Source organism: Pleomorphomonas carboxyditropha (assembly GCF_002770725.1).
In the GTDB taxonomy this organism is placed as follows: Bacteria; Pseudomonadota; Alphaproteobacteria; order Rhizobiales; family Pleomorphomonadaceae; genus Pleomorphomonas; species Pleomorphomonas carboxyditropha.
The window spans coordinates 202,298-222,279 of the sequence record NZ_NQVN01000005.1; the positions used below are offsets into that span (position 1 = coordinate 202,298).

A 19,982-nucleotide genomic window follows, 5' to 3' on the forward strand; every position below is an offset into this window, starting at 1 on the left:
AAGCCGCTCCGCGACTTCGATATCATCCGCTCTGATGCACAGCACGGCGACCTATATAGGCCGCCTGCTCCGTTCTGCCCGAGGTCCTGCGCCTTCGCGCAGGACCTCGGGCAGGAAAAGGCAAGGGGCACACATAGGGCTCCGCCTGTACGGCGTCGTTGGTTACCAGCGTCGATGCCGGGCGGGCGGTTTGCCGCTTGGCGCCGGAAGCCGCTGTGGTGGCTTCGGGTGCGTTTGTTTTCAGAGCCGGAAGATGGCGCGGGCCCAGGCGACGATGTGCTCGAAAAAGGGCGTGACGGCACGCAGGCGGCCATAGTCGCCGGCGCAGCCGTGGTGCAGCCCCTCGTAGCGGTGGAAGTCGAGCATGACGCCAGCGGCGGCGAGGCGGCCGGCATAGGCTTCGCCCTCGTCGCGCAGCACGTCGCAGCCGGCCGTCAGCAGCAGGGTCGGCGGCAGGCCGGCGAGGCTTTCGGCGCGCAGTGGCGAGGCGTGCGGATGGGTGCGCTCAGTCGGGTCGGGCACGTAATGGTCCCAGAACCAGGCCATGTCGTCGGCGGTAAGGCCGAAACCGTCGGCGAATTCGACATAGGACGGATGGCCGGCCGCGATATCGTCGGTCACCGGATAGATCAACATCTGGCCGGCGAGCGCCGGTCCGCCCTCGTCGCGGATGCGCAGCGCCGTGACGGCGGAAAGATTGCCGCCGGCGCTGTCGCCGCCGACGATCAGCCTGGCGGGATCGATGCCGAGATCGGACGCGTGGGCGGCTATCCAGCGGACGGCGGCGAGACAATCGTCGCTCGCCACCGGGAAACGATGCTCGGGCGCCATGCGGTAATCGACCGAGACGACGACGGCACCGACGCTGGCGGCGAGGTTGCGGCAGATGTTGTCGTGGGTGTCGAGCGAGCACAGCACCCAGCCGCCGCCATGGATGTAGACGATGCCGGGCAGGGCGTCGCTATCGCCGAACGGCCGGTAGACCCGTGCCGCGATGGTGCCGCTCTTCACGGGAAGGGCGATCGTTTCCACCGCTTTCACCGGCGCGCCGGCGACGCGCGGCTCGGCCTCGGCGCGGGCTCGGGCGGCCTGGGCCGACAGCTCCTTCAGGGGTGGTTCGCCGCGCGCGGCGGCGAGCGCCAGGTCGGCGGCGATTTCGGGATGAAGCGGCATAAGGAACCTCCGGCATATTTTTCACTAGTGAAGCGCTTCAGAGCAACGCCGGAAAGGCCGCTTTTTCGCTTATGACCAGAATTCGAACGCCGGAATCCGAACGATCGGCCGATGATCGATGCCGAGGGTTGACTTGGCAGCCGGCCGGTTCGAAAAGTCGAGGCCTGCCCCGATCCGGGCGGTGACAGCGGCGCGGAGAAAGCCATGACCGAGACGAAGCGTGACAGCGTCGATCAGGCCGAAGTCGACCGCTTCTCGGCGATGGCCAAGGAGTGGTGGGACCCGAACGGCAAGTTCAAGCCGCTGCACCGGTTCAGCCCGGCGCGGCTCGGCTACATCAAGCGGGAGGTGTGCCGGCATTTCGGCCGGGACGAGCGTGCCGCCGACGCCTTTTCCGGCCTGTCCTTCCTGGACATCGGCTGCGGCGGCGGGCTCGTATCGGAGCCGATGGCCCGGCTCGGCGCCACCGTCACCGGCGTCGACCCGTCGCCTGTCAATATCGAGGTGGCGCGTCTGCATGCCGCCGAGACCGGCGTGACCATCGATTATCGGGCGACCACGGCCGAGGAGGTGCTCCCCGCCGGCGATCGCTTCGACGTGGTGCTGGCGCTCGAAGTGGTCGAGCATGTTGCCGACGTGCCGGCCTTCCTCGCCACGGTGGCCGATCTGGTGAAGCCCGGCGGCCTCGTCATCGCCGCCACGCTCAACCGCACGCTGAAGGCGCTGGGGCTCGCGGTGGTCGGCGCCGAATACGTGCTGCGCTGGCTGCCGGCCGGCACTCACGACTGGAAGAAGTTCGTCAAGCCCGAGGAACTGGAAGCGCCGTTGCAGGACGCCGGCCTGACGCTGCTCGACCGGCGCGGTATCGTCTTCGATCCCCTCCGCTTTTCCTGGAAGGAAAGTGACGATACCGACGTTAATTACATGGTTCTTGCAGCCCGGCCGAAGGCTTAGTTCCGCTCGCCGGGCAGGACGGGCAGCGGCAGGATGTCGATGCCTTCTTCCACCAATGCGCGGGCGTCTTCCTGGGTGGCCTCGCCGTGCACGGCGCGGGCCGGCGCCTCGCCGAAGTGGATGCGCCGCGCTTCCTCGGCGAAACGCTTGCCGACGTTCTCGGAGCCGTCGAGCAGGGCAGCCTTGATTTCCTTCAGCTTCTCGAGAAACTCGCGCGCCTCGGGCGGGATGGCGACCTGTTGCTTGTCCCGGGCGGCGGCCGGCACGACGGCTTTGGCTTCCGACGTCGCGACGTTCGGCCGCATCAGCGCCTTGGCAACCGACGTCGAGCCGCACTCGGGACAGGCGCAGAGACCGGCCGACGACTGGGCGTCGAAATCCTCCGAGGAACGGAACCATCCCTCGAATTCATGGGCGTTGGAACAGACGAGCGAATAGCGGATCATGACTTTCAACATGGCGCGCCGGCCCTGCCATCGCAAGTCCGGCGCTGCTTTTTAGCCGAACCGGCACTCAAAGCGTAAAGCGACGCTCGTTTTCCAGCGAAGGGATGCGGGCGCGGGTGAGTTCCACTTCGTCGAGGTCGATATCGGCGACGACGATGTCCGGGTCGGCGTGGTTGGCCTCGGCGATCACCTTGCCCCAGGGGCCGACGATCAGCGAATGACCGTAGGTGTCGCGGCCGTCCTCGTGGGTGCCGCCCTGGGCGGCCGACACCATGAAGCAGCCGTTCTCGATGGCGCGGGCCCGCTGCAGCACGTGCCAGTGCGCCTCGCCGGTCTGGCGGGTGAAGGCGGCCGGCGCGCCCATGATCTCGACGCCGGCATGGCCATAGGCGCGGAACAGTTGGGGAAAGCGCAGGTCGTAGCAGATGGCGAGGCCGATCCTGGTGCCGGCCGCCTCGACGACGATGGCGCTTTCGCCCGGCGTGTAGGCGGCGCTCTCGCGCCAGGTTTCGCCCATGGGCAGGTCGACGTCGAACATGTGGATCTTGTCGTAGCGGGCGCGGAGGTCGCCCGACGGGCCGAACACATAGGCGCGGTTGGCGATCTTGCCGTCGTCGCGGCGAATGGCCAGCGAGCCGAAATGCAGCGTGACGGCGAGCTCGCGGGCGAGCTGGGCGCCGCGGGCGACGAAGGCGTCCTTCGCCTCGACCTCCAGCTTGCCCAGCATGTCGGCCCGGTCGCGCTCGATGACGTTGGTCATCTCCGGCGTCTGGATATAGGTGGCTCCGGCGCCGGCGGCGTCGCGGATCAGCGCCTCCACCTCGGGCAGGTTCTTTGAGGGATCGCGGCCGGACCGGAGCTGGACGGCGGCGACGCAGAGCGGACGCGTCATATCGTTTCCCTAACCGGCAAGAAGCGCGTCGAGACGCCCTTCGGCGTTGAGCGCATAAAGGTCGTCGCAGCCGCCGACGTGGGTGTCGCCGAGGAAGATCTGCGGGAAGGTGGTGCGGCCGGAGCGCTCCACCATCTCCGCCTTGAGGGCGGGGTCGGCGCCGGCGTGGAGCTCGGTGAAGGCGGCGCCCTTTTTGGTCAGGAGCGCCTTGGCCCTGACGCAGTAGCCGCAGCCCTCGCGGGTGTAGATGGTGACCGGAACCATGGCGGACCTCCTGGGATCGGTGTTGCCGGGATTCTATAGCCCGCTTCAGCTCGGCGCCACAACCCGCGCCAGCGTCAGCACGTCGACGGCTGCGGCGCCGGCGGCGAGCAGCGCCCGGGTGGCGGCCTCCAGCGTGGCGCCGGTGGTCAGCACGTCGTCGACAAGAACCGGCCGGCGGCCGGCGAGTTCCATCCGCTTGCCGTCGGGCACCGCGAAGGCGCCGCGCATGTTGCGCACCCGCTCGTCGCGGCCGAGCCCGACCTGCCGCGGCGTGCGCCGGTTTCGCAGGAGAAGACGGGTGGCGACCGGCAGGCCGGTAAGGCGCCCCACTTCGTGCGCCAGCAGGGCCGCCTGGTTGAAGCGGCGGCGGGCGAGGCGCCCCCAGTGCAGCGGCACCGGCACCAGCATGTCGGCGTCGGCGACGAGCTCATGGGCGGCGCGCGCCATCCAGGCGCCGAGCATCGGCGCGAGATCGGTGCGGTCGGCGTATTTGAGGGCATGGACGAGGTCGGGCACCGGCCCTTCGTAGGACACCGCCGAGCGGGCGCGGGCGAAAGCCGGCGGATCGGCGACGGCGGCGGCCGACAGGATGCCGGGCCCGAGATCGAGGGGAAGCGGCGTGCCGAGCCGTTCGCACCAGGGGCGTTCGAGGAAGCGCACGCCCTGCCAGCAATCGGCGCAAAGGCCGCCGGGGCTGCCGAGGCGGGCGCGGCACACCGGGCAGGCGGGCGGCAGCACGAGGTCGGCCATCTCGCCGCAGGCGGCGCGGGCAAGGCGGCCGGCGGCGCCGAGAACGCCAAGGCTCAACATCGGCCGGCGCGGCGCGTCGGCGGCGAGCGGAAACCAGAGATCGGGGTCAGCGGCCATGATGGGGTCGTCGGGTTGCGGCAGGAAGTTAAGCACGGATCGTTGGGCGCGCCCAGAGGTTGCCGGCGCCTACGACCCGGTTTGACTGCCTGTCCGATGCCGCCTATCAGGGTGCCAGCCATGGAATCCCGCCGATGACGCCGCTGATCTTCGATCGCCGACTTTTCGCCCGCCGCCGGGCGCGGGCGCTTGCCGAGCGGCGGCCGGGCGCCGATTTCCTGCTGGCGCTCGCCGCCGACGATCTCGCCGACCGGCTCGCCGCCGTCGAGCGCCGCTTCTCGCGGGCGCTGGTGGTCGGCGATCCGACCGGCCTGCTGGCGGCGCGGATCGCCGCCGGCCGGGTCGACGCGGTGGTGCGCGCCGACCTGCTGGTTGCCGGCCTCGATGGCGGCGGCGCGGTGGTGATCGACGACGAGGCGCTGCCGTTCGTGAGCGGCGCCTTCGACCTGGTCGTTTCCTCGCTCGCCCTGCAATTTGCCAACGACCTGCCGGGAGCGCTGATCGAGGCGCGGCGCGTGCTGAGGCCGGACGGCCTGTTCCTCGGCGTGCTCTGCGGCGGCGACACGCTGACCGAGCTGCGGCAGGCCTTCCTGATGGCCGAGAGCCGGCGCTCGGGCGGCGCCTCGCCGCGCGTCGCGCCGATGGGCGAGGTGCGCGACCTCGGCGGCCTGTTGCAGCGGGCAGGCTTCGCGCTGCCGGTGGCCGATCAGGACCGGCTGACGCTGCGCTATTCGAGTGCCCTGGCGCTGATGGACGATCTCAAGGCGATGGGCGCGACCAGCGTGCTGGTCGATCGCCGCCGCGGTCTGACCGGACCGGCGCTGTTCGCCGAGGTCGCGGCCACCTACCAGGAGATGTTCGGCGATCCGGACGGGCGCGTCCGGGCGAACCTTACGCTGATTTCGCTGTCGGGCTGGGCGCCGCACGAAAGCCAACAGAAGCCGCTGCGGCCCGGCAGCGCCAAAATGCGGCTCGCCGATGCGCTGAAGGCGCCACCGCCAAGCGACGACGACTGACCGCTCAGCGTGACAATGTATCCGAGACGTAGTTGAAGGTGTCGTCGATCTGGTTGGCGACGCTGGTCAGCGACACCATGCCGAGCAGCGCCAGGCCGATCATCATGACGATGATGCCGTATTCGACGGCGGTGGCGCCACGATCATCGCGCAGGAAGGCATTGAGCCGGCGCTGTTCCGGACGCTTCTCCGCCATGCTGCCGCCTCTTCCTGTTCCGGGGATAATGTCGTGATGAGCCGTCCGCCGCCGCCCCCTGCGCGCCGCCTGCATTGTTGCCGCCAAATCGTGATGATTTCGTATATGGCGGTCAAGAACCGCCGGATAGCGGCGACAGAAGGTCGAGAAGGTGGGGAATGAGCGGGGCGTCGGCCGGCGGCATCGGATAGTCGCGCAATTTTCCCGGCCGCACCCAGGCCAGCGCCTGTCCCTCGCGGCCGGCAATTTCACCTTCCCAGCGGCGGCAGACGTAGAGCGGCATCAGCAGATGGAAGTCGTCGTAGGCATGGCTGGCGAAGGTGAGGGGGGCGAGGCAGGCGTGCCTGACCGTGATGCCGAGCTCCTCGGCGAGCTCGCGGATCAGCGCGTCCTCCGGCCGTTCCCCGGCTTCGAGCTTGCCACCGGGAAACTCCCAGAGGCCGGCGAGCGCCTTGCCCTCCGGCCTCTGGGCCAGCAGGATGCGTCCGTCGGCGTCGATCAGCGCGCAGGCGACGACCAGCACCATCTTCATCGGCGGCTCTCCGGACATTCGTTTTCACGCATCCGCTTGATCCGAAAAATCTGCAACTTTTCGGGCGGATGCTTTAGCTCCGATAGTCGCCGTTGATGGCGACGTATTCCTTGGTGAGGTCGCAGGTCCACACCGTGGCGCGTCCCTCGCCGAGGCCGATGTCGGCGCGGATGACGATCTCGTCCTTGCGCATCGCCGCCGAGGCGGCGTCCTCGGAATAATCCGGGTCGCGCTCGCCGTCGACGGCGACGCGGATGCCGCCGAAATAGATGGCCAGGCGATCGCGGTCGGCCGGCTCGCCGGCCTTGCCGACGGCCATGACGACGCGGCCCCAGTTGGCGTCCTCGCCGGCGACCGCCGTCTTGACCAGCGGCGAGTTGGCGATGGCGAAGGCGATCCGCTTGGCCGAGGCGTCGTCGGCGGCGCCGGTGACGTTGACCTCGATGAACTTGCGGGCGCCCTCGCCGTCGCGCACCACCATCTTGGCGAGGTCGGCGAGCAGGCCGTCGAGCGCCGCGCGGAAGGCGGCAAGGCGCGGGTCGGCCGGGTCGGCGATGCGCGGCGCGCCGCGGGCCGCCGCCCTGCCGGTCGAAAACAGCAGCAGCGTGTCGGACGTCGAGGTGTCGCTGTCGACGGTGATCGAATTGAACGACGGCTTGACGCCCTTGCCGATCAGGTCCTGCAGCACCGGGGCGGCGAGCGGCGCGTCGGTGAAGATGAAGGACAGCATGGTCGCCATGTCGGGCGCGATCATGCCGGCGCCCTTGGCCATGCCGTTGATGGTCACCGGCACGCCATCGAGCAGGACGGTGGCGGTCACCACCTTCGGGAAGGTGTCGGTGGTCATGATGGCGCGGGCGGCGTCGATCCACGGCGCCGGCGCGAGGCGCGCCGAAAGATCGCCGAGCACCGCCTCGAACTTCCTGGCGTCGAGCGGCTCGCCGATGACGCCGGTCGAGGCGAGGAACACCTCGCCGGCCGGCACGCCGAGGGCGGCGGCGACGTAGGCGGCGGAGGCCTCAACCGTGTCGCGGCCCTTTTTGCCGGTGAAGGCGTTGGCATTGCCGGAGTTGACCATCAGCGCCCGCGCCTTGCCTTTCGGCAGGTTGGCGCGGCACCAGTCGACCGGCGCCGACGGGCACTTCGACGTGGTGAAGACGCCGGCCACCTCGGTTGCCTCGTCGAGGGCGACCAGCAGCACGTCGGTGCGGCCCTTGTACTTGACGCCGGCGGCGGCGGTCGCAAAGCGCACGCCCTCGAGGGCCGGCAGCTCGGGATGGGATTTCGGGGCGAGCGGGGACAGGGTTCCGGACATCTTCGGCTCTTCGCGAGGAGATAGCGGACCCCGGCCGCGCGGGCGGCCGGGGCGGCAAGGCTCAGTTGGCGGGCGCCGGGGCGGCGGCCGGGTCGGCCGGCGCGGCGGGCGGCGTCAGGATCTCGATCTTGGCCTCGCCGCGCATCTTGGCGAGGGTCTCCTGATACTTGTCGCGCTCGACCATCTGGATCACCTGCTCGCGCACCTGGTCGAGGGTCGGCACCGGCTGGGCGCGGCGCTCCTCGACCTTGACGATGTGATAGCCGAACTGGGTCTTGATGGGCTTGGCCGACGTCTCGCCGGGCTTCAGCGCGAAGGCCTCGGCCTCGAATTCCGGCACCATCTGGCCCTTGGCGAAGAAGCCGAGGTCGCCGCCGTTGCCCTTGGAGCCGGGGTCCTCGGACTTTTCCTTGGCGAGGGCTTCGAAATTGCCGCCGTCGGCGAGCTGCTTCAGGATGGCGTTGGCCTCGTCCTCGGTCTTCACGAGGATGTGACGGGCGTGCACTTCCTCGGGCGGGACGTAGCCGGCGATGTCCTTTTCGTAGCGCGCCTTGATGTCGTCGTCGGAAATCTTGCCCTGCAACTGCTCCTCGACATAGGTGTTGCGCAGCGCCTGCGCTTCGAGGAAGGCCATGCGCGCCTTGTATTTCGGGCTGTCGGCGGTGCCGGCGGCGAGCGCGGCGTCGGCCATGACGTGCATGTCGACCAGGGCGTCGACCACCATCGAGCGGCGCTGCGCCTCGGGAACCTGGGCGAGCTGCTCGCCGAACACGTCGGTGGCCATCTGCACCTCGGCGGCGGTGATATCCTTGCCGTTGACGCGGGCCACCACGTCGTCGGCCGAGGCCGGCAGCACGGAAAGCGGCAGCGCGAGGAGGGCGGCGGCGAGAAGACCGAGGCGACCGCGAGCGCCGGTGGCGGGAGCAAAGTTCATCGGGACGATCCTGTCTTCGGTCCGGCGCCCGGAGATCGGGCCGGCACCGTGATGGCAGCCCTATAGCGCGCCCGGGCCGCTGCGGCAAATTCTCCGTGACGGTGCGGGCAAAAAACAGCCCCCTGAAGACAGGGCGCCGGCACCGCCGCGCCGGCGAAGACCGGCAGGCCGCGCCGCCGTGGGAAGCGCCAATTCCGGCCATCCGGGTGGGGCCAGCGTTGACATATCTCCGACCCCGCCATAGATGGAGCGTGGCTCGGCAGGTCGGGCGAACGGTTGGCCCGGGAACCAGACGCCGGACACTGCCGTTTCCCGCACCTGCACACGGAATTCTGATCGAAGGGATGGGCTGCCATGGTCGGCCTCGGCGGATTAGCACGCAAGATTTTCGGTTCGGCGAATGATCGCCGCATCCGCTCCTACCGCCCCACCGTGCAGGCGATCGGCGCGCTCGAAAAAGAGATGGAGGCGCTTTCCGACGAGGCGCTGGCCGGCAAGACGACCGAATTCCGCCAGCAGCTCGCCGCCGGCGCCGATCTCGACACGCTGCTCGAGCCCGCCTTCGCCGTGGTGCGCGAAGCAGCCAAGCGGGCCCTCGGCCAGCGCCACTTCGACGTGCAGCTGATCGGCGGCATGGTGCTCAACGACGGCGACATCGCCGAGATGAAGACCGGCGAAGGCAAGACGCTGGTGGCGACGCTCGCCGTCTATCTCAACGCGCTGCCGGGCAAGGGCGTGCACGTCGTCACCGTCAACGACTATCTGGCCCGTCGCGACGCCGAATGGATGGGGCGCGTCTATCGCTTCCTCGGCCTGACGGTCGGCATCATCGTCCACGGCCTTTCCGACGACGAGCGCCGCGCCGCCTACGCCGCGGACATCACCTACGCCACCAACAACGAGCTCGGCTTCGACTACCTGCGCGACAACATGAAGTACGAGAAGGCGCAGATGGTGCAGCGCGGCCACCACTACGCCATCGTCGACGAGGTGGACTCGATCCTGGTCGACGAGGCGCGCACGCCGCTGATCATCTCCGGCCCGCTCGAGGACCGCTCGGACTTCTACAACACCATGGATACGTTCATCCCCGGCATCGCCGAGGAGGATTTCGAGGTCGACGAAAAGCAGCGCACGGCGATCTTCTCGGAGATCGGCACCGAGCGGATGGAAGAGCGGCTCAGGGCGGCGGGCCTCCTGAAGGGCAACTCGCTCTACGACGTCGAGAACGTGTCGCTCGTCCACCACCTCAACCAGGCGCTCCGGGCGCACAAGCTGTTCCAGCGCGACCGCGACTACATCGTCAAGGACGGCGAGGTGGTGATCATCGACGAGTTCACCGGCCGCATGATGCCGGGCCGCCGCTATTCGGACGGCCTGCACCAGGCGCTGGAGGCCAAGGAGCACGTGCGCATCCAGCCGGAGAACCAGACGCTCGCCTCGATCACCTTCCAGAACTATTTCCGCATGTACGAGAAGCTGGCCGGCATGACCGGCACGGCCTCGACGGAAGCCGACGAGTTCGCCGACATCTACGATCTGGAGGTCGTCGAGATTCCGACGCACCGCCCGATCGCCCGCATCGACGACCACGACGAGGTCTATCGCACCGTCGACGAGAAATACGCGGCGATCATCGAGACCATCCGCGCCTGCAAGGAAAAGGGCCAGCCGATCCTGGTCGGCACCACCTCGATCGAGAAGTCCGAGCAACTGGCCGATCTTCTGAAGAAGCGCGGCTTCCAGCAAAGCGATCCGGACGTGCTGATGGACGGCGACAAGCCGGTGTTCCAGGTGCTCAACGCCCGCTATCACGAGCAGGAAGCCTACATCATCTCGCAGGCCGGCCTGCCCGGCGCCGTGACGATCGCCACCAACATGGCCGGCCGCGGCACCGACATCCAGCTCGGCGGCAACGCCGACATGCTGATCGCCCGCCGTCTCGCCGACGTGCCGCCGGGACCGGAGCGCGACGCCCGCGAGGCGAAGATCCGCGAGGACGTGGTCCGTCTCAAGGAAAAGGCGCTGGCTGCCGGCGGCCTGTTCGTGCTCGGCACCGAGCGCCACGAGAGCCGCCGCATCGACAACCAGTTGCGCGGCCGTTCCGGCCGCCAGGGCGACCCCGGCCAGTCGCGCTTCTACCTGTCGCTTCAGGACGACCTGATGCGCATCTTCGGCTCCGACCGCATGGACGGCATGCTGCAGAAGCTCGGCCTGAAGGACGGCGAGGCCATCATCCATCCGTGGATCAACAAGGCCCTCGAAAAGGCGCAGCAGAAGGTCGAGGCGCGCAACTTCGACATCCGCAAGAACCTCCTGAAGTTCGACAACGTCATGAACGATCAGCGCAAGGTGATCTTCGAGCAGCGTATCGAGCTGATGACCGAGGAGAGCGTCGCCGACACCGTCGCCGACATGCGGCGCGAGGTGATCTCGGCTCTGGTGGCGCAGCATATCCCCGAGAACGCCTATGCCGAGCAGTGGGACGTCAAGGGGCTGCACGACGCGGTGATCGAAACGCTGAACATCGACGTTCCCATCCCCGACTGGGCCAAGGAAGAGGGCATCGCCGACCAGGAGATCGAGGAGCGTCTGGTTGCCGCCGCCGAGGCCGACTTCGCCGCCCGCGAGGAACGCGTCGGCGCCGAGCTGATGCGCCGGGTCGAGAAGGCGATCCTGCTGCAGACGCTGGACAACCTCTGGCGCGAGCATCTCGCCCATCTCGATCACCTGCGCTCGGTGGTCGGCTTCCGCGGCTATGCCCAGCGCGATCCGCTCAACGAATACAAGACCGAGGCCTTCTCGCTGTTCGAGGCGCTGCTCAACGACCTTCGCCGGCAGGTGACGGCCAACCTGTCGCGTGTCGAGATCCGGCAGGCGCCGCCCGAGACGCCGGCCTTCGACGAGCGGGCGCTGTCGGCCCATCACGCCGATCCGGCGACCGGCCTCGATCAGGAGCCGGTCGGCGCGGCGCCGGCCTTGGTCGCCACGTCCGCCGAGCGCGACCCCAACGATCCCAGCACCTGGGGTCATGTCGGCCGCAACGAGCCGTGCCCCTGCGGCTCCGGCAAGAAGTACAAACACTGCCACGGCCAGTTCGCCTGAGAGCCTGCCCCCCGCGTCCGCCCGGGAAGCCGCCGGCTTTCCGGCCGGACGGCGGTCCGGGGTTAGGCAATTCGTCGATATTTCCGGTGGAATCGCCGGCCGGAAAAGCTGATCAGCAATTGCACGAATTATGTCGGCCGCCTCAAAGGCGCATGCTGGATCTGAACGATTAATCTTGACTTTTAATGTCAACTCTTTAATCAGATGGTGTCATGCGCCTTACCCAAGCCACCAACTATTCGATCAGGGTGCTGCTCTATTGCGCGGTAAATCCCGAGCGCCCGAGCCGCGTCGCTGACATCGCCGCCACCTTCGACATGTCGGAGACGCACCTTTTCAAGATTTTGAAGGTGCTGGTGGATCACAAGTTCATCGAGACCATCCGTGGTCGCCACGGCGGTCTGAAGCTCGGCCGGCCGGCCGAGGAGATCAAGGTCGGCGACGTCATCGCCGCCACCGAGGAGAGCTTCCAGATGGCGGAGTGCTTCTCGGAGGAGGGGCGCAAGGACTGCCCGCTGATCCTGTCCTGCGAGTACAACCGCGTGCTGCGCGAGGCGCTCGGCGCCTTCTTCGCGGTGCTCGACCGCTACACGGTGGCCGACATCGCCAGGGATCGCAGCATGCTGCGCGGCGCGCTCGGCATCGACGATCTCTATCCGGCGCTGGCCAGCGCCTGATATCGGCTTCTTCATCCGGTCTTTCGGCCCGCCCGGCGAATTCCGCCGCGGCGGGCTTTGTCTTTTCCGCGGCCTCTTTTCGGCGCCCGCCTCGTTCCCCATATTGGTCGGCGAGGAGCAAGGGTCGTGACCCATGCTCCACGATATCCAGACGCTTCCGCCGGGCTTCGGACGGTGGGGGCGGGCTCCAGGAAAGGATGTCCAGATGAATTTCGAAAAATATACCGAGCGGGCGCGCGGTTTCGTTCAGTCGGCGCAGACCATGGCGCTCGGCCGCGGCCACCAGCAATTCGCGCCGGAGCATCTCCTGAAGGTGCTGCTCGACGATCCCGAGGGCATGGCCGCCGGCCTGATCAACGCCGCCGGCGGCGATGCCGGCCGGGCGCTTGCCGCCGTCGACCGCGCCCTTGACGCCATGCCGCGGGTTTCCGGCGGCAACGGCCAGCTCTACCTGACGGCGCCGACGGCCAAGGTGTTCTCCACCGCCGAGGCGCTGGCCGACAAGGCGGGCGACAGCTTCGTCACCGTCGAGCGCCTGTTGATCGCGCTGGCCGTCGAGGCCGACGCGGCGACGGCCAAGATCCTGAAGGACGCCGGCGTCACCGCCAACGCGCTCAACGCGGCGGTCAACGAGATCCGCAAGGGCCGCACCGCCGACAGCGCCTCGGCCGAGAGCGGCTACGACGCGCTGAAGAAATATGCCCGCGACCTCACGAAGGCGGCGCGCGACGGCAAGCTCGACCCGGTGATCGGCCGCGACGAGGAGATCCGCCGCACCATCCAGGTGCTCAGCCGCCGCACCAAGAACAATCCGGTGCTGATCGGCGAGCCGGGCGTCGGCAAGACGGCCATCGCCGAGGGTCTGGCGCTCCGGATCGTCAACGGCGACGTGCCGGAGAGCCTGAAGGACAAGGAGCTGCTCGCCCTCGACATGGGGGCGCTGATCGCCGGCGCCAAATATCGCGGCGAGTTCGAGGAGCGCCTGAAGGCGGTGCTGTCGGAAGTGACGGCGGCCGAGGGCGGCGTCATCCTGTTCATCGACGAGATGCACACGCTGGTCGGCGCCGGCAAGGCCGACGGGGCGATGGATGCCTCCAACCTCCTGAAGCCGGCGTTGTCGCGCGGCGAATTGCACTGCGTCGGCGCCACCACGCTCGACGAATATCGCAAGTATGTCGAGAAGGACGCGGCGCTGGCCCGGCGCTTCCAGCCGGTGTTCGTCGACGAGCCGACGGTGGCCGACACCATCTCCATCCTGCGCGGCATCAAGGAGAAATACGAGCAGCACCACAAGGTGCGCATCACCGACGCGGCGCTGGTGGCGGCGGCGACGCTCAGCAATCGCTACATCACCGACCGCTTCCTGCCCGACAAGGCGATCGACCTGGTCGACGAGGCGGGGTCGCGGCTCAGGATGCAGGTGGATTCCAAACCGGAAGAACTCGACGAGATCGACCGGCGGGTGATCCAGCTCAGGATCGAGCAGGAGGCGCTGAAGAAGGAAACCGACGCCGCCTCGCGCGACCGCTTGGAGCGCCTCGAGCGCGAGCTTGCCGAGCTCGAGCAGGAGTCGGCGGCGCTGACCGCCCGCTGGAAGGCGGAGAAGGACAAGCTCGGCCACGCCGCCGAGCTGAAGCGCCGCCTCGACGAGGCCCGCAACGACCTCGCCATCGCCCAGCGCAAGGGCGAATACCAGCGGGCCGGCGAGCTCACCTACGGCGTCATCCCCGGCATCGAGACCGAGCTGAGGGCGATCGAGGCGGCCGGCGGCGGCGACGGCGGCATGCTGGAGGAAGCGGTGACGCCCGACCACGTGGCGCAGGTCGTCTCGCGCTGGACCGGTGTTCCCGTCGACAAGATGCTGGAAGGCGAGCGCGAGAAGCTGCTCCGGATGGAAGACGAGCTCGCCAAGCGCGTCGTCGGCCAGGCGGAGGCGGTGCACGCCGTCTCGACCGCCGTCCGCCGGGCGCGCGCCGGCCTGCAGGATCCCAACCGTCCCATCGGCTCGTTCATGTTCCTCGGCCCGACCGGCGTCGGCAAGACCGAGCTGACCAAGGCGCTCGCCGCCTACCTGTTCGACGACGAGCACGCCATGGTCAGGATCGACATGTCCGAGTACATGGAGAAGCACTCGGTCTCCAGGCTGATCGGCGCCCCTCCGGGCTACGTCGGCTATGACGAGGGCGGCGCGCTCACCGAGGCGGTGCGGCGGCGGCCCTACCAGGTGGTGCTGTTCGACGAGATCGAGAAGGCGCATCCGGACGTCTTCAACGTGCTGCTGCAGGTGCTCGACGACGGCCGGCTGACCGACGGCCAGGGCCGCACGGTGGACTTCAAGAACACGCTGATCATCCTGACGTCCAACCTCGGCTCGGAGTATCTCGCCAATCAGAAGGACGGCGAGGACGTCGACGCGGTGCGCGAGCAGGTGATGGGCGTGGTGCGCTCGGCCTTCCGGCCGGAGTTCCTCAACCGGCTCGACGAGATCGTGCTGTTCCACCGCCTGAAGCGGACGGAGATGGGCGCCATCGTCGACATCCAGCTCAAGCGCCTCGAGGCGCTGTTGGAGGACCGCAAGGTGACGCTGACGCTCGACGACAGCGCCAAGGCGTGGCTGGCCGAGAAGGGCTACGATCCGGTCTACGGCGCGCGGCCGCTGAAGCGCGTCATCCAGCGCCAGCTCCAGGATCCGCTGGCCGAGCGCATCCTGGCCGGCCACGTCCACGACGGCGACACGGTGGCGGTGACCGGCGGCAGCGACCGGCTGCTGTTCTCGGAAATCCGCGACGTGGCGGCGTAAGAAATATCGGTCGGCCGGGGCAACCCGGCCGATCTTGTTTCAGAACGCCATCGACCACAGCACCGATACCGGCATGGCCATTAGCAGGCCGGGCAGCATGTTGCCGATCGGGAACATCTTGATGCCGCAGATGCGCAGGCCGGTGGCCAGCATCATCACGCCGCCGGTGGCCGAGAAGTCGGCGATCATTTCCGGTGTCGTCAGCGGCATCAGCAATGTGGCGCCGAAAGCCAGCGCCAGTTGAATGGCCATCTGCGGCACGGCGATGGTGGCGACCGACAGGCCGAGGGTGGTCGCGAAGATGGCGGCGGTCGGCAGGTCGAGGAAGGCCTTGGCGATCAGCACGCTCGGATCGTGCGCCATGCCCTCGTTGAGGGCGCCGAAGATGCCGGCGCCGGAGGCGCAGAACAGCACGAGGATGGCGACGAAGCTCTCGATGAAGGCCTCGTGGGAAATGCCGCGCGGCGTCGTCGCCACCTTCTCCACCAGCCGCCTGGCAAGGCCGCCGACCAGCGCCAGGCCGTCCTCGATGCGGATGAGTTCGCCGGCGAGCGCGCCGAGCACGGTGGCGATCACCATCACCGGCATGTGGGCGACGCGGGCGATCAGCACGACGCCCATGGCCATCGACGATACGCCGAAGGCGAGCGGCATGCCGGTCCGGAGCCGTTCCGGCATGCGATGGGCGACGAGCGCGCCGCCGAGAGCGCCGAGGATGATGGCGGCGCCGTTGATGAAGGGTCCGATGATCATGAAAGCCGTTCCGTCTGGATCGGCCTTCTATACCGTTCCGGCCGATCACCGGAAGCCGGTTCACCCCGATTTGATGATCGTCCTCAGCCGTTGCCGGTCACCGCCGGGTTTTTCGCCTCCTGCCGCGTCTTCAGGAGGCTCACCACGACGCCGCCGGCGATCAGCGCGAAGGTGACGCCGAGCGACACGGCGGCCGGGAACTTGTCGAGGCCCAGGAGTTCGGCCGCGAACACCTTGCCGCCGATGAACACCAGCACCAGGGCCAGCGCCGGCTTCAGGTAGCGGAAGCGGTGGATCATGGCGGCGAGCGCGAAATAGAGGGCGCGCAGGCCGAGGATGGCGAAGATGTTCGAGGTGTAGATGACGAAGGCGTCGGTGGTGATGGCGAAGATGGCCGGCACCGAGTCGACGGCGAAGACGATGTCGGCGGCCTCGATCAGCACCAGCGCCAGGAACAGCGGCGTCGCGTGCAGGGCGATGCGGCCGCTGCCGGGCAGCGGCTTTTTCACGAAGAAGCGGTCGCCGTCGAGCTGGTCGGTGACGTTGAGGCGGCGGCGCAGAAAGCCGACCAGCGGATTTTTGTCGAGATCGGGCTCTTTGTCCTCGGTCACCAGCATCTTGATGCCGGTCAGCACCAGGAAGGCGGCGAACAGGTAGAGGATCCAGTGGAACTCGGCGACCAGGGTGGCGCCGGCGCCGATCATGATGCCGCGCAGCACGATGACGCCGAGGATGCCCCAGAACAGCGCCCTATGCTGGTAGCGCCTGGGGATGGCGAAGAAGGAGAAGATCAGCGCGATGACGAAGATGTTGTCGAGCGCCAGTGTCTTCTCGATGACGAAGCCGGTGAGGTAGGCGAGGCCCGCCTCGGCACCGATATGCCACCAGACGAAGCCGCCGAACATCAGGCCGATGGCGATGTAGCCGCTCGACAGCATGAGGCTCTGGCGGATGGAAATCTCCTCCGACTTGCGGTGGAGAACGCCGAGGTCGAAGGCGAGCAGCAGGGCGACGAGCGTGAGGAAGGCCAGCCACAGATAGAGCGGCGTGCCGAGCCAGGGGGCGGCGAGAAAATCCAAGATCGCGAACTCTGCCGGCGGAATGCGTCGACAAAGGTCCGACATCGCAGACGCGCCGGCGGCTTCTGCCAGAGGGGCCCGGACCTAACGGGTCGGGGCTGAGATGGGGCGACAGCGGCCGCCGTTCAAGAGGAACGGTTGAATGCCGAGGCCGCGTAGCGGCTTCCGGCGCCAAGCGGCGCCCGCGCGGAGCGCGAAAGCCAAGGGCCGGAGGCCCGCCGGCGACTGAGGCAGAATTGAAAAAGATCAGCCGCCGCTCGCCGGGGCGGTGGCGGCTCGGGCGGTCTGGCTGTCGCCGGCCAAGAGCGTGTCGACGCGGTCGCGCTCGGACTGGAAGGCGGCGAGTATGTCGCCGTCGAGCGTGCGGCCCTGCGGCAGCTTGATGCGGAGCGGATCGACCGGCGTGCCGTTGACGTGCACCTCGTAGTGGAGGTGGGGGCCGGTGGACAGGCCCGTGGTGCCGACATAGCCGATCACCTGGCCCTGGCGGACGCGCACGCCTTCCTTGATGCCCTTGGCGAAGCCGGTCTGGTGGGCATAGGCGCTGGCATAGCCGTTGGTGTGCTGCACCTCGATGTAGTTGCCGTAGCCGTTCTTCCAGCGGGCATAGGTGACGATGCCGTCGCCGGCCGCCATGATCGGCGTGCCGCGCGGCGCCGCCCAGTCGACGCCGGTGTGCATGCGGGTGACGCCGAGCAGCGGATGGTTGCGGGCGCCGAAGCCCGAGCGGAAGGTGCCGCCCGACATCGGCTTGCGCATCAGGAACTTCTTGGCGCTCTTGCCGCTGTCGTCATAATAGTCGACCGAGCCGTCGTCGGGGGCGCGATAGCGGTAGAAGCGGCGCTCCTTGCCGCCGAGAGTGATCGAGGTGAAGACGATCTCGCCGTTGTCGGTCTCCTCGCCGTTGTCGCCGAGCGTGTAGACCATCTGAAAGCTGTCGCCCGGCTGGATGCGGGTATTGAGATCGAGATCGAAGGAGAAGACGCGCACCAGCTCGTCGATCAGCGCCGGCGGCACGCCATTCTTGAGCGAGGTCTCGTAGAGGCTCTCGTAAAGGCGCGGCCGCGGGCTGTTCTCGTCGCCCTCGGTGCCGGCGTCGGCCTGTTCGGTGGCCGGCGGCTCGTCGACGGCGATATAGCTGCCGTCGTCGCCGAGGCCAACCGAGCCGAGATGGCCGCCGTCGCGATAGACCGAGACGAGGATGGGCCGATAGCGCGTCGTCTCGTCGTCGGGGTCGGGCGCCAGGCGGATGCGCACCTCGTCGCCGGCTTTCAGGAGGCGCAGGCGGTCGGCCTTGTGGAAGGCGAGAACGATGTCGCCGGCCTCGTCGTCGGTCGCCTCGTTGTCGGTCAGGAGCTGCTCGAGCGGCTCGTCGGCCTCGACGGCGACGCGGCGGTCCTCGAAGGCGTTGCCGGTGCCGGACGCCGCCGGTTCGGCGGTGGTGGTCGGCACGAAGGAGACGTTCTCGGGGATGATGCGGACGCCGAACTGGTCGAGCGACGACGGCTCGGCAAAGCCGAAGTCGAAGCGCGACTGGTCGACCGGCGACAGCGAGGCGGTCTTGACGTTGGTGCCGTTGAGGAAGCTCGCCGCCTCGCGCACGATCCGCTCGGTCTGGGCGATGTCGAGCGGGATGGAGGCTTCGAGGTTCGGGTCGTTCACCGGGAAATCGGTGACCTTCAGCATCATGTCGCTTTCGATGGCGGCGCCATAGAGCGTCGCCTCGCCATCGGCGGGGCTGCCGGCGTTGGCGTCGGCGAAGATGCGCAGGGGATTGTAGGGCGGAATGGGGTCGGTGATCTCGGCCATGTCCGAGACGAGGGCGGTCGACACCTTGGCGAACGGCTTCAGGCGGATGATGTCGTGCTCGCCGTCCTTGGCGATGGTCGACACCTTGAGGATCTGCCGGGCCGGCTCGACGCTGGCTTCCTGGACGGGAAAGTCGCCCTTGGCGATCATCTCGTCGTCGGGCGTCGGCACCACCACGGCGGAGCGGGTGACGGTGCCGGAGGGCTCGGCGATGGTCTCGCGGCCGTCGAAGGCGGCATAGAGGGCGCCGCCCATCAGGAAGGTCGAGGCGAAGGTGGCCATCACCGTGCCGGTCAGCCAGCGGATCGACACGCCGCGGCGGTCGGGCAGACCTCGGGCACCGGACGTCAGGAGCGGCGGCAGGTCACCGAGCTCGACGTTATCGTTGCGGTGCAGGGGACGCGCGGCATTCATGGATAGGGTCTTGCTTCCGCCCGTTGATCTGGTGGAGCGCCTCTTCGCGCGGACATGCCGGCGAACCCTGGCGCCTTCCTTGAATTTGGCGGTGACTTTGCCGCCCGCCATCGCGGCTTGTCAATGTCGGCTCCGCCCGCGGCGGCGCTTCTCTTGGGAAAAGCGTTGGCCAACCGTTTCCGTCGGCGAAAAATGGGGCGGGAGTGGGGCATGGGCGCCTGGAAGGGCGTTTCGCGGGCCTTTCTGCGGCTGACGAAAATTAAGGCACACAAAAGTTCGATGAAATTGTCGGCAACTTATCCGGCTTTGCTGCCGGGCCGGCAAAAATGTCCCGGAAATCAGCCGAAAGTCGACTTTCGTCAGCGAAAAACGCGTGTCACAAGACCGTGTTGACAGGCTTGGTCGTGCCCCCTATAAGCACGTCCAACGACGGCGGCGCTGCGGCGACGTAGTGCCGGCGGTGTTCTGTTGTCGGGTCCTGGCTGTGAGCTTGGGGTTCTGGCGGTGGGCTTTGAGGGACTGGTTTTCCTCCGTTCTTTGACAAGTGAATAGGAAGAAAGAGAAACGTGGCCGGCGTTTAGGGCTTGTCGGTACGTTGCCTGGTCCTTCGGGATTGGGGGATGTGCCAGGAAGAGCTAAGGCCGGAGTGCACGTTTCTTGATAAGGTTTCCGTTTTGGCTTTGTCCGGAAGGGTGGGGCTAAGGTGGAAAGACCTCGTCGAGTGAACTTGTGATTTCGGGAATGGACTCTTTGAAC

At 68.0% G+C, this 19,982-nt stretch carries 17 protein-coding genes; 5 read left to right on the plus strand and 12 right to left on the minus strand.

Features of this window, described 5'->3' with window-relative positions:
- Nucleotides 1-240 precede the first annotated feature (240 nt).
- On the minus strand, nt 241-1,173 hold the full coding sequence (locus CJ014_RS11105) for an alpha/beta hydrolase (RefSeq protein WP_100080546.1): 933 nt from the start codon (nt 1,171-1,173) through the stop codon (nt 241-243).
- Nucleotides 1,174-1,377: 204 nt separating this feature from the next.
- On the opposite strand from CJ014_RS11105, the gene ubiG reads away from it, so the two are divergent.
- Nucleotides 1,378-2,127: a bifunctional 2-polyprenyl-6-hydroxyphenol methylase/3-demethylubiquinol 3-O-methyltransferase UbiG gene (gene ubiG / locus CJ014_RS11110; protein WP_100080547.1), complete on the plus strand. Its 750-nt coding sequence runs from the start codon at nt 1,378-1,380 to the stop codon at nt 2,125-2,127.
- On the opposite strand, the gene CJ014_RS11115 is transcribed toward ubiG, so the two are convergent.
- From CJ014_RS11115 to CJ014_RS11130, 4 genes are all read right to left on the minus strand, one after another.
- Entirely contained in the window at nt 2,124-2,573 is a 450-nt protein-coding gene (locus CJ014_RS11115) for a DUF1178 family protein (RefSeq protein WP_100080548.1), read from the minus strand. The genes ubiG and CJ014_RS11115 overlap by 4 nt on opposite strands.
- Nucleotides 2,574-2,640: 67 nt before the next feature.
- Nucleotides 2,641-3,465, minus strand: coding sequence for a carbon-nitrogen hydrolase family protein (locus CJ014_RS11120; protein WP_100080549.1), 825 nt, complete (start codon nt 3,463-3,465; stop codon nt 2,641-2,643).
- A gap of 9 nt (nt 3,466-3,474) precedes the next feature.
- Complete coding sequence (gene grxC, locus CJ014_RS11125; protein ID WP_100080550.1) at nt 3,475-3,729, minus strand: glutaredoxin 3; 255 nt, start codon at nt 3,727-3,729, stop codon at nt 3,475-3,477.
- 45 nt (nt 3,730-3,774) lie between these two features.
- Complete coding sequence (locus tag CJ014_RS11130) at nt 3,775-4,596, minus strand: ComF family protein (protein ID WP_245427262.1); 822 nt, start codon at nt 4,594-4,596, stop codon at nt 3,775-3,777.
- Nucleotides 4,597-4,730: 134 nt separating this feature from the next.
- On the opposite strand from CJ014_RS11130, the gene CJ014_RS11135 reads away from it, so the two are divergent.
- Nucleotides 4,731-5,612 carry a methyltransferase domain-containing protein gene (locus CJ014_RS11135; protein WP_100080551.1) on the plus strand — a complete coding sequence of 294 codons (882 nt, stop codon included), beginning with the start codon at nt 4,731-4,733 and terminating at the stop codon, nt 5,610-5,612.
- A gap of 4 nt (nt 5,613-5,616) precedes the next feature.
- On the opposite strand, the gene CJ014_RS11140 is transcribed toward CJ014_RS11135, so the two are convergent.
- From CJ014_RS11140 to CJ014_RS11155, 4 genes are all read right to left on the minus strand, one after another.
- Complete coding sequence (locus CJ014_RS11140; protein ID WP_165790820.1) at nt 5,617-5,808, minus strand: Flp family type IVb pilin; 192 nt, start codon at nt 5,806-5,808, stop codon at nt 5,617-5,619.
- A 112-nt stretch (nt 5,809-5,920) separates the two neighbouring features.
- Complete coding sequence (mutT, locus tag CJ014_RS11145) at nt 5,921-6,340, minus strand: 8-oxo-dGTP diphosphatase MutT (protein WP_100080553.1); 420 nt, start codon at nt 6,338-6,340, stop codon at nt 5,921-5,923.
- 73 nt (nt 6,341-6,413) lie between these two features.
- Entirely contained in the window at nt 6,414-7,655 is a 1,242-nt protein-coding gene (gene argJ / locus CJ014_RS11150) for a bifunctional glutamate N-acetyltransferase/amino-acid acetyltransferase ArgJ (RefSeq protein WP_100080554.1), read from the minus strand.
- 61 nt (nt 7,656-7,716) lie between these two features.
- Nucleotides 7,717-8,589, minus strand: coding sequence for a peptidylprolyl isomerase (locus CJ014_RS11155; protein ID WP_245427264.1), 873 nt, complete (start codon nt 8,587-8,589; stop codon nt 7,717-7,719).
- A gap of 354 nt (nt 8,590-8,943) precedes the next feature.
- Between CJ014_RS11155 and secA the strand changes: the two genes are divergently transcribed.
- The 3 genes from secA (at nt 8,944) to clpB (ending at nt 15,171) form a co-directional block, all read left to right on the plus strand.
- On the plus strand, nt 8,944-11,694 hold the full coding sequence (gene secA, locus CJ014_RS11160; RefSeq protein ID WP_100080555.1) for a preprotein translocase subunit SecA: 2,751 nt from the start codon (nt 8,944-8,946) through the stop codon (nt 11,692-11,694).
- A 212-nt stretch (nt 11,695-11,906) separates the two neighbouring features.
- On the plus strand, nt 11,907-12,371 hold the full coding sequence (locus CJ014_RS11165) for an Rrf2 family transcriptional regulator (protein WP_100080556.1): 465 nt from the start codon (nt 11,907-11,909) through the stop codon (nt 12,369-12,371).
- A gap of 205 nt (nt 12,372-12,576) precedes the next feature.
- The gene (clpB, locus tag CJ014_RS11170; RefSeq protein ID WP_100080557.1) at nt 12,577-15,171 is read left to right on the plus strand and encodes an ATP-dependent chaperone ClpB; all 2,595 of its coding nucleotides are present in this window, start codon (nt 12,577-12,579) and stop codon (nt 15,169-15,171) included.
- A 39-nt stretch (nt 15,172-15,210) separates the two neighbouring features.
- On the opposite strand, the gene CJ014_RS11175 is transcribed toward clpB, so the two are convergent.
- The 3 genes from CJ014_RS11175 to CJ014_RS11185 all read right to left on the minus strand — a co-directional run bounded on the left by CJ014_RS11175 (nt 15,211) and on the right by CJ014_RS11185 (nt 19,226).
- Nucleotides 15,211-15,924 carry a DUF554 domain-containing protein gene (locus CJ014_RS11175; protein WP_100080558.1) on the minus strand — a complete coding sequence of 238 codons (714 nt, stop codon included), beginning with the start codon at nt 15,922-15,924 and terminating at the stop codon, nt 15,211-15,213.
- An 83-nt stretch (nt 15,925-16,007) separates the two neighbouring features.
- On the minus strand, nt 16,008-17,048 hold the full coding sequence (locus CJ014_RS11180) for a TerC family protein (RefSeq protein ID WP_100080559.1): 1,041 nt from the start codon (nt 17,046-17,048) through the stop codon (nt 16,008-16,010).
- A gap of 201 nt (nt 17,049-17,249) precedes the next feature.
- Nucleotides 17,250-19,226, minus strand: a complete 1,977-nt coding sequence (locus CJ014_RS11185; protein ID WP_100080560.1) for a M23 family metallopeptidase — start codon at nt 19,224-19,226, stop codon at nt 17,250-17,252.
- Nucleotides 19,227-19,982 lie beyond the last annotated feature (756 nt).

What these genes read in the sequence shown, in the direction of transcription:
- CJ014_RS11105 (WP_100080546.1), bottom strand. Translation starts at nt 1,173, where the DNA reads ATGCCGCTTCATCCCGAAATCGCCGCCGACCTGGCGCTCGCCGCCGCG.
- ubiG (WP_100080547.1), top strand. Translation starts at nt 1,378, where the DNA reads ATGACCGAGACGAAGCGTGACAGCGTCGATCAGGCCGAAGTCGACCGC.
- CJ014_RS11115 (WP_100080548.1), bottom strand. Translation starts at nt 2,573, where the DNA reads ATGATCCGCTATTCGCTCGTCTGTTCCAACGCCCATGAATTCGAGGGA.
- CJ014_RS11120 (WP_100080549.1), bottom strand. Translation starts at nt 3,465, where the DNA reads ATGACGCGTCCGCTCTGCGTCGCCGCCGTCCAGCTCCGGTCCGGCCGC.
- grxC (WP_100080550.1), bottom strand. Translation starts at nt 3,729, where the DNA reads ATGGTTCCGGTCACCATCTACACCCGCGAGGGCTGCGGCTACTGCGTC.
- CJ014_RS11130 (WP_245427262.1), bottom strand. Translation starts at nt 4,596, where the DNA reads ATGGCCGCTGACCCCGATCTCTGGTTTCCGCTCGCCGCCGACGCGCCG.
- CJ014_RS11135 (WP_100080551.1), top strand. Translation starts at nt 4,731, where the DNA reads ATGACGCCGCTGATCTTCGATCGCCGACTTTTCGCCCGCCGCCGGGCG.
- CJ014_RS11140 (WP_165790820.1), bottom strand. Translation starts at nt 5,808, where the DNA reads ATGGCGGAGAAGCGTCCGGAACAGCGCCGGCTCAATGCCTTCCTGCGC.
- mutT (WP_100080553.1), bottom strand. Translation starts at nt 6,340, where the DNA reads ATGAAGATGGTGCTGGTCGTCGCCTGCGCGCTGATCGACGCCGACGGA.
- argJ (WP_100080554.1), bottom strand. Translation starts at nt 7,655, where the DNA reads ATGTCCGGAACCCTGTCCCCGCTCGCCCCGAAATCCCATCCCGAGCTG.
- CJ014_RS11155 (WP_245427264.1), bottom strand. Translation starts at nt 8,589, where the DNA reads ATGAACTTTGCTCCCGCCACCGGCGCTCGCGGTCGCCTCGGTCTTCTC.
- secA (WP_100080555.1), top strand. Translation starts at nt 8,944, where the DNA reads ATGGTCGGCCTCGGCGGATTAGCACGCAAGATTTTCGGTTCGGCGAAT.
- CJ014_RS11165 (WP_100080556.1), top strand. Translation starts at nt 11,907, where the DNA reads ATGCGCCTTACCCAAGCCACCAACTATTCGATCAGGGTGCTGCTCTAT.
- clpB (WP_100080557.1), top strand. Translation starts at nt 12,577, where the DNA reads ATGAATTTCGAAAAATATACCGAGCGGGCGCGCGGTTTCGTTCAGTCG.
- CJ014_RS11175 (WP_100080558.1), bottom strand. Translation starts at nt 15,924, where the DNA reads ATGATCATCGGACCCTTCATCAACGGCGCCGCCATCATCCTCGGCGCT.
- CJ014_RS11180 (WP_100080559.1), bottom strand. Translation starts at nt 17,048, where the DNA reads ATGTCGGACCTTTGTCGACGCATTCCGCCGGCAGAGTTCGCGATCTTG.
- CJ014_RS11185 (WP_100080560.1), bottom strand. Translation starts at nt 19,226, where the DNA reads ATGAATGCCGCGCGTCCCCTGCACCGCAACGATAACGTCGAGCTCGGT.